The organism is Kineococcus glutinatus (assembly GCF_039542765.1).
Classification (GTDB): Bacteria; Actinomycetota; Actinomycetes; order Actinomycetales; family Kineococcaceae; genus Kineococcus_A; species Kineococcus_A glutinatus.
The window spans coordinates 1-5,911 of record NZ_BAABIL010000513.1 but is presented as its reverse complement, the minus strand read 5'-3'; the positions used below and the strand labels follow the sequence as shown (position 1 = coordinate 5,911).

The 5,911-nt window shown below is 77.4% G+C and carries 7 protein-coding genes; 2 read left to right on the top strand and 5 right to left on the bottom strand.

Translation table 11 applies throughout. From position 1 onward, the window contains the following. Positions 1 to 234 precede the first annotated feature (234 nt). On the bottom strand, positions 235 to 1,005 hold the full coding sequence (locus ABEB16_RS17305) for a TetR/AcrR family transcriptional regulator (protein WP_345713467.1): 771 nt from the start codon (positions 1,003 to 1,005) through the stop codon (positions 235 to 237). A gap of 71 nt (positions 1,006 to 1,076) precedes the next feature. On the opposite strand from ABEB16_RS17305, the gene ABEB16_RS17300 reads away from it, so the two are divergent. After that, positions 1,077 to 1,466 (top strand): VOC family protein, encoded by a 390-nt coding sequence (locus tag ABEB16_RS17300; RefSeq protein WP_345713466.1) that lies wholly within the window; start codon positions 1,077 to 1,079, stop codon positions 1,464 to 1,466. A gap of 243 nt (positions 1,467 to 1,709) precedes the next feature. On the opposite strand, the gene ABEB16_RS17295 is transcribed toward ABEB16_RS17300, so the two are convergent. The 3 genes from ABEB16_RS17295 to ABEB16_RS17285 form a co-directional block, all read right to left on the bottom strand. Then, positions 1,710 to 2,522: a phosphotransferase gene (locus ABEB16_RS17295; RefSeq protein ID WP_345713465.1), complete on the bottom strand. Its 813-nt coding sequence runs from the start codon at positions 2,520 to 2,522 to the stop codon at positions 1,710 to 1,712. Between the two features lie 155 nt (positions 2,523 to 2,677). Beyond that, the gene (locus tag ABEB16_RS17290) at positions 2,678 to 3,073 is read right to left on the bottom strand and encodes a rhodanese-like domain-containing protein (RefSeq protein WP_345713464.1); all 396 of its coding nucleotides are present in this window, start codon (positions 3,071 to 3,073) and stop codon (positions 2,678 to 2,680) included. A 48-nt stretch (positions 3,074 to 3,121) separates the two neighbouring features. Beyond that, complete coding sequence (locus tag ABEB16_RS17285; protein WP_345713463.1) at positions 3,122 to 4,042, bottom strand: ATP-binding protein; 921 nt, start codon at positions 4,040 to 4,042, stop codon at positions 3,122 to 3,124. A 133-nt stretch (positions 4,043 to 4,175) separates the two neighbouring features. On the opposite strand from ABEB16_RS17285, the gene ABEB16_RS17280 reads away from it, so the two are divergent. Continuing rightward, the gene (locus ABEB16_RS17280) at positions 4,176 to 5,246 is read left to right on the top strand and encodes a CorA family divalent cation transporter (RefSeq protein WP_345713462.1); all 1,071 of its coding nucleotides are present in this window, start codon (positions 4,176 to 4,178) and stop codon (positions 5,244 to 5,246) included. 66 nt (positions 5,247 to 5,312) lie between these two features. Here ABEB16_RS17280 and ABEB16_RS17275 read toward each other — a convergent pair. After that, on the bottom strand, positions 5,313 to 5,911 hold a 599-nt coding region (locus tag ABEB16_RS17275), incomplete at its 5' end, for a cytochrome c oxidase assembly protein (protein ID WP_345713461.1).

Sequence of the window (5,911 nt, the reverse complement as noted above, 5' to 3'; positions counted from 1 at the left end):
TCGTTCCGGGGCTCGTTCCGGGGCTCGTTCCGGGGCTCGTTCCGGGGCTCGTTCCGGGGCGCTGCCACGGGCGGCAGGCTAGGGGCGGGACCCACCCCGGCGCGCCCGTCCCCGGATTCGCGCGCCCCCCACCCCACCCCGGCGCGCCCGTCCCCGGGTTCGCGCGCCCCCGGGGGAGGTTCGCGGCGCCCGGATCCGGAGACGGGCGCCGCGAGGGGCGGGGGAACGGTCGGGTCAGGACCGGCCGCGCGCCTCGACGAGGGCCGCGAAACCGTCCAGCAGCCTCGCCAGGCCGAAGCGGTGGGCGTGCACCGGGTCGTGGGCGCTGCCGTGCGCGGCCCCGGCCGCCGCCCCGATGCGGGTGGCGCGGGGGAACGCCCCGGGATCCAGGTGCCGGGCGAGGACGGGCCCGGCGGCGGCCCACCAGCCCGCGTCGTCCACGCCGCTGTCGCGCACCGCCTCGGCGGCCGCGGCGGCGTCGCGGGCGCAGGCCCGGACGAACGTCAGCAGGGCGGTGAGGCAGTCGTCGACCTCCACGTCGCCGAGCCCGCAGCCGTCGAAGGCGGCGAGCTCGTGCTCGTACCTGGCGATCGCCCCGGGTCCCAGCGGGGGGCGCAGGGTGGAGACGGTGGCCGCCCAGGGGTGGTCGGCGTAGAGGGCGAGGTTCTCCGCCGCGACGGCCGCGACCCGCTCCTGCCACGGCAGGCCCGCGGTGTCCGCGCGCGGCATCGCGGCGCGGACGGCGTCGAGCATGAGGTCGAGCAGCTCCCCCTTGCCGGGCACGTACGTGTAGAGCGACATGGGCGCGACGCCGAGGCGGTCGGCGACGCGGCGCATCGTCACCGCCTCCAGCCCCTCGGCGTCGGCGAGCGCGACGGCCGCGGCGACGACGGCGTCGAGGTCGAGGGCGCGGCGGGGGCCGCGGCGGGGCACGGCGGCGGGGTCGCGCCAGAGCAGCGCCACGGTGCGGGCGGGGTCGCCGGCGCTGCTGCGGTCGGGGCTCACGGGAACATCCTGCCGCGCCACGCGTTGCACTCAGTACGTTGTACGCCGTACAGCGTACTGAGAGGAGTGACATGAAGATCACCGACACCGGGGTCGCGTTGACCGTCGAGGACCCGGTCGCCTCCAGCGCCTTCCTCACCGAGCACTTCGGCTTCACCGAGCACGTGTCCGCCGACGGCTTCGCGTCCCTGGAGCGCGAGGACGCCGGGGCCAGGGTCGCCTTCATGCGCCGCGGCCTGGCCACGCTGCCCGCCGACCAGCGCGACGACCACGCCAGCGGCGTCATCCTCGCCTTCGTCGTCGACGACCTCGAGGGCGAGCTCGCCCGCCTGCAGGACGAGGGCGTGACGATCACGATGCCGCTGACGGCCGAGGAGTGGGGCGAGCGCGCCTTCCAGGTCCGCGACCCCAACGGCGTCATCGTCCAGCTCGTCGACTGGAACGGGCCCACCGCCTCCTGAGCCCGTCCCCGAGCCCCCTCCCACCCGCGCGGAAAGGACCCTTTCCGCGGTAGGAGGGGCCCCCGCCCGCGCGGAAAGGGTCCTTTCCGCGCGGGCGGACAGCGGCCGCACGCTCACGTCGATGAGCGGGTTGCCGTGGAGCTGCGCAGCGTCACGGGTCGAGGTGCAGTGCCGGCCACGGGCAGCCGGCCCGGGGGCCGGGTGGTCTCCGAGGCGGCCGGTGTCGCGCGCCGGTCGGCGACGTCAGTCGAGCCGGGCCCCGGGGAAGAGCCACCCCGTGCTCGTGCCCACGGCGGCGGCGTACTCGCGGCGTCCGCTCGCGCGGGCGAAGGCGAGGTCCTCCAGAGCCGCGCAGCGCGCGAAGAACTCGATGCGGGCCATCGCAGCGGCATCCGGTGGCTGCAGCCCGTAGGCGTCGAGGACCTCGCGCAGGAAGCGGGGCCCGAAGTCGCGGTACAGCCGGGCGAAGTCCACGGCTGGATCGGTGATGGCGGCATCGGACCAGTCCAGGACACCGGTCAGGGCGCCGCCGTCCTCCAGCAGGTGCTCGGCCCCCAGGTCGGCGTGGGCCAGCACGTGCCGATCCCCCGGCGCCGGCACGCTCGCGCGGACCCGGGCGAGGAGCTGCTCGGGTCCGGTCAGGTCCTCGAGCCACTCGCGCGGATCGGCGGGCTCCTCCTCGACGAGCGAGGCGAGCATCGACGCGTCGACGGAGTGCAGCTCGGTGAGGAAGGCGCCCAGCTGCCTGGCCGCACCGGCCGGGGGCGTACGGCCCAGCAGGGCTCGCCCGGGCAGCAGCGGGTAAGCCAGCACGCCGAGCCCCTCGTCGGTGAAGAGCGGAGCGGGAACCGGGATGGACACCCGGCTCCCCAGCACGGCGAGCAGCTGTGCCTCCTGCCGGGTGCTGCGCCCGCTGGCCACCCGGACGACGACGTCACCGCAGCGGAAGGCCGTGTTGTCCACACCCGACCCGAGCAGGGTCACGTCCTCCTGCCGCAGGTGCGGCGCGTGGACCCCGAGGGCCCGGACCGCCACCTCAACGGCACTGAGCGGCACACCCACCACCGTCGCAGGCGCGTACACCTCCCGTCCACGCCCCGACGGTGGTCGCGGTCCGCTCGAGGAGACGCGCTCACGGCGCCGTCCGCGCGCCGTCGCCGTCCCGAGAACGGTCCTCTCCGCGCGGGCGGGGTCGGGGCGGGGTCGGGGCGTCAGCGGCGCACGTCCGCGGGGCCCGCGTCCACCGGCAGCCCCGCCGCGAGCCACGCCTCCACGCCGGCGGCGAGGTCGGTGGCGCGGCGCAGCCCGACGGCCCGCAGCGACGCCGCCGCCGGGCTGGAGCTGTAGCCCTGCCGGCAGACGCAGACCACCTCGACGTCGGCGCCGGCGGCCTCCGGGATGCGCCAGGGGCTCGTGGGGTCCAGCCGCCACTCCAGCACGGTGCGGTCGATGACGATCGCACCGGGCAGCTCCCCCTGCTCGGCCCGCTGCTGCGCGGTGCGGGTGTCCACCAGCAGGGCGCCGCGGGCCACGGCCTGCACGGTCTCCTGCGGCGTCAGCCGGCGCACCCCCGCGCGCGAGGCCGCCAGCACCTCCTCGATCCCCACGGGCCGGAGCCTGCCACGACGCCCGCCGCCCGCGGCGGCGGCACCGCCCTACCGCAGCTGCGCGGCGATCTCGGTGAGGAACCAGTGCCGCAGCGCCGCGTGCTCGTCGATGCCCTCCGCGCTCGGCAGCAACCCGGCGTGGTGCATCCGGCGGGCCTCCTCCAGCGCCGCGTCGAGCTCCAGCGCCGCGTCGGCGTCGTCCGCGCCCAGCACCAGCTGCAGCTCGACGACGTCCGCCCCGCGCGAGACCGCCTGCAGGCCCTGGTGGCGCAGCTGGCCGCGCACGGCGTCGGCGGCGCGCGCCTCGGCGTCGAGCCGGCGCGCGAGGCGGAGCTGCTCGGCCAGCTCCGCGGGCGGCTCCCCGCCCTCCAGGCTGAGCAGCAGCACCTGCAGGTCGCGGACCAGGTCGTCGCTGACCGCCCGCGACTCCAGCAGCCCGGCCACGGGCACGTCCGGCAGCACCACGACGCGCCGCTGCGGGGAGGGCCCGGCGGGGGCGGCCGCCGCCGCGGCCTCCTCGAAGGCCGCCCACATCTCCAGCAGGTCCTCGGCGGTGGGCTCCACGAGGTCCGCGGGGGCCGCCGCGACGATCTCGAACCACACCCTCTTGCCCCCACCGGGCACGGGCTCGGCACCCCAGCGCTGCGCGAGCACCTCCACGAGGAGGAGACCGCGACCGCTGGCGGCGGTGCTGCGCGCCAGGCCGGGGGTGGGCATCACCGGCGAACCGTCGTGGATCTCCACGCGCGCCCCGCCGTCGGCGGGCACCACCCGCACGACCATGTCCGTGCGGGCGTGGATGACGACGTTCGTGACGAGCTCGGTGACGGCCAGCTCCGCGTCGTCGACCACCCGGTCGAGGTCGAGCCGGCGCAGAGCCCCGGCGACGAAGCGCCGGGCGGGGCCGACCGAGGCCGTCCGGCCCGGCAGGCGGACCTCGCTGGGCTGCGGCGGGCACTGGAGCGGCACCCCTCCAGGTTCCCACGGGGGCCCGGGCGCCCGCCCCCCGAGAACGCTCCCGCGCGGGTCACGGCGGCGCGGGACGTACCCTCCAGCCGGAGCGGGGCAGCGGGCCCCACCCGTGCCGCCCGGAGGATCAGCCGTGACCCAGCGCAGCGCGTCCGCGCGCGTCGCCGCAGGCCTGGCGCGCGCCCGGGCCGCCCTCACCGCCCTCACCGGGCCCGTGGAGCCGCGCGCACCAGCGCCGCCCCGGCCGGCGGTCGGCGCGGAGCGGTCCACCGCGCCGGCCGGCCCCCGCCCGCTGGACGTGCGTGCGCTCGGGCTGTTCGACGCCAGGCTCCCCGTGGTGGGGGCCCGGCTCTACGTCGACGGCCGCGCCGAGCAGGTGGCGCACCTGGCCGACGCCCTCACCACCGCCCGCCGGCGCGGCGGCTTCGTCTGGCTCGGGCTGCACGGCCCCACCGCCGCCGACGTCGCCGAGCTCGCCGCCCCGTTCGGGTTGCCCGCCGCCGCGGTCGACGACGCGCTGCGCGCGCACCAGCGACCGAAGCTGCAGAGCTACCCGGGCACGACGTTCGGCGTGGTGAAGCCCGTCCGCTACGTCGACCACGAGGAGGTCGTCGACGTCAGCGAGGTCGACGTGTTCGTCGGCGAGCACTTCGCCATCACCGTGCGGCACGGGGAGTCCGGCATCGTCGCGGCGGTGCGCGCCGGGCTCGACGAGCGGCCCGGGGACGCCGCCGCGGGCCCCGAGCTCGTGCTGCGGCGCATCGTGCAGCTGGCCGTCAGCGGGTACGCCGAGGTGGTCGACGCGATCGCCCTCGACGTCGACGAGATCGAGGAGCAGGTGTTCGGCGGCGACGGCGGCGCCGCCGAGCAGCACGCCGAGCGCATCTACAAGCTCAAGCGCGAGGTGCTGGAGTTCAAGCGGGCCGCCCTGCCGCTCGTCGGCCCGGCGCAGCGGCTGTGGGCCGAGCCGCCGGGGGCGCAGCGGCCGGGCGACCGCGACGACGTGCAGGAGGACCTGCTGCGCGTCGTGGAGGCCGTGGAGGGCTACGACACGCTGCTGACCGGCGTGCTGCAGGCCCACCTGGCCCAGGTGGGGGTCCAGCAGAACCGCACGGCGGTGCGGCAGAACGAGGACATGCGCAGGATCTCCGCCTGGGCGGCGATCGCGCTGGTGCCGACGGCCGTCGCGGGCGTCCACAGCTGAACTTCGTGAATTTCGATGACGTGCCGGAGCTGCACACCCGCTACGGCTACTTCGTGGTGCTGGCCGTCATCGTGGTGACGTGCGCGCTGCTGCACGCGGGGCTGCGCCGCCGCGGCTGGCTCTGAGGTCCTGCCGCGCCGCGGCCCGGCGCTGCCCGGCCCGCCACCGGCGCCCCGCGCGGGCGTACCAGGAACCCAGGACGGCCACCGCGAGGACGAGCTCGGCGACATCGCCGCCGTAGTACATGAGCACCGCGCCCGACCGCAGCTCGGCGGCGCTGCCGGCCCCGGCGGGCAGCAGCGCCGCGTACATCACCTTGGCGAGCAGGCCGTGCCCGGCGGCCGCCAGCAGCAGCACCAGCAGCCGGGTGCGCAGCCGCAGCCGGCGCGGCAGCGGGTCGGCCTCGACGAGGACGGCCGCCAGCAGGTAGCCCGCCGCCGCGACGTGCGCGGTGACGACGGCGCCGAGCACGGGGTGGGCGGTGGTGGCGGCGTGCAGCGGGGTGAGGTAGTGCAGGGCCATCCCGCCCAGGTCGAGGACGAGCACCACGGCCGGCGCGGTCACCAGCCGGGCCCAGCGGCTGTGCAGCACCCGCAGCAGCAGCCGCCGCGGCGCCGGCGGCAGGGTGCGCAGCGCCAGCGTCACCGGGGCGGCCAGCGCCAGCA

What these genes read in the sequence shown, in the direction of transcription:
- ABEB16_RS17300 (WP_345713466.1), top strand. Translation starts at nt 1,077, where the DNA reads ATGAAGATCACCGACACCGGGGTCGCGTTGACCGTCGAGGACCCGGTC.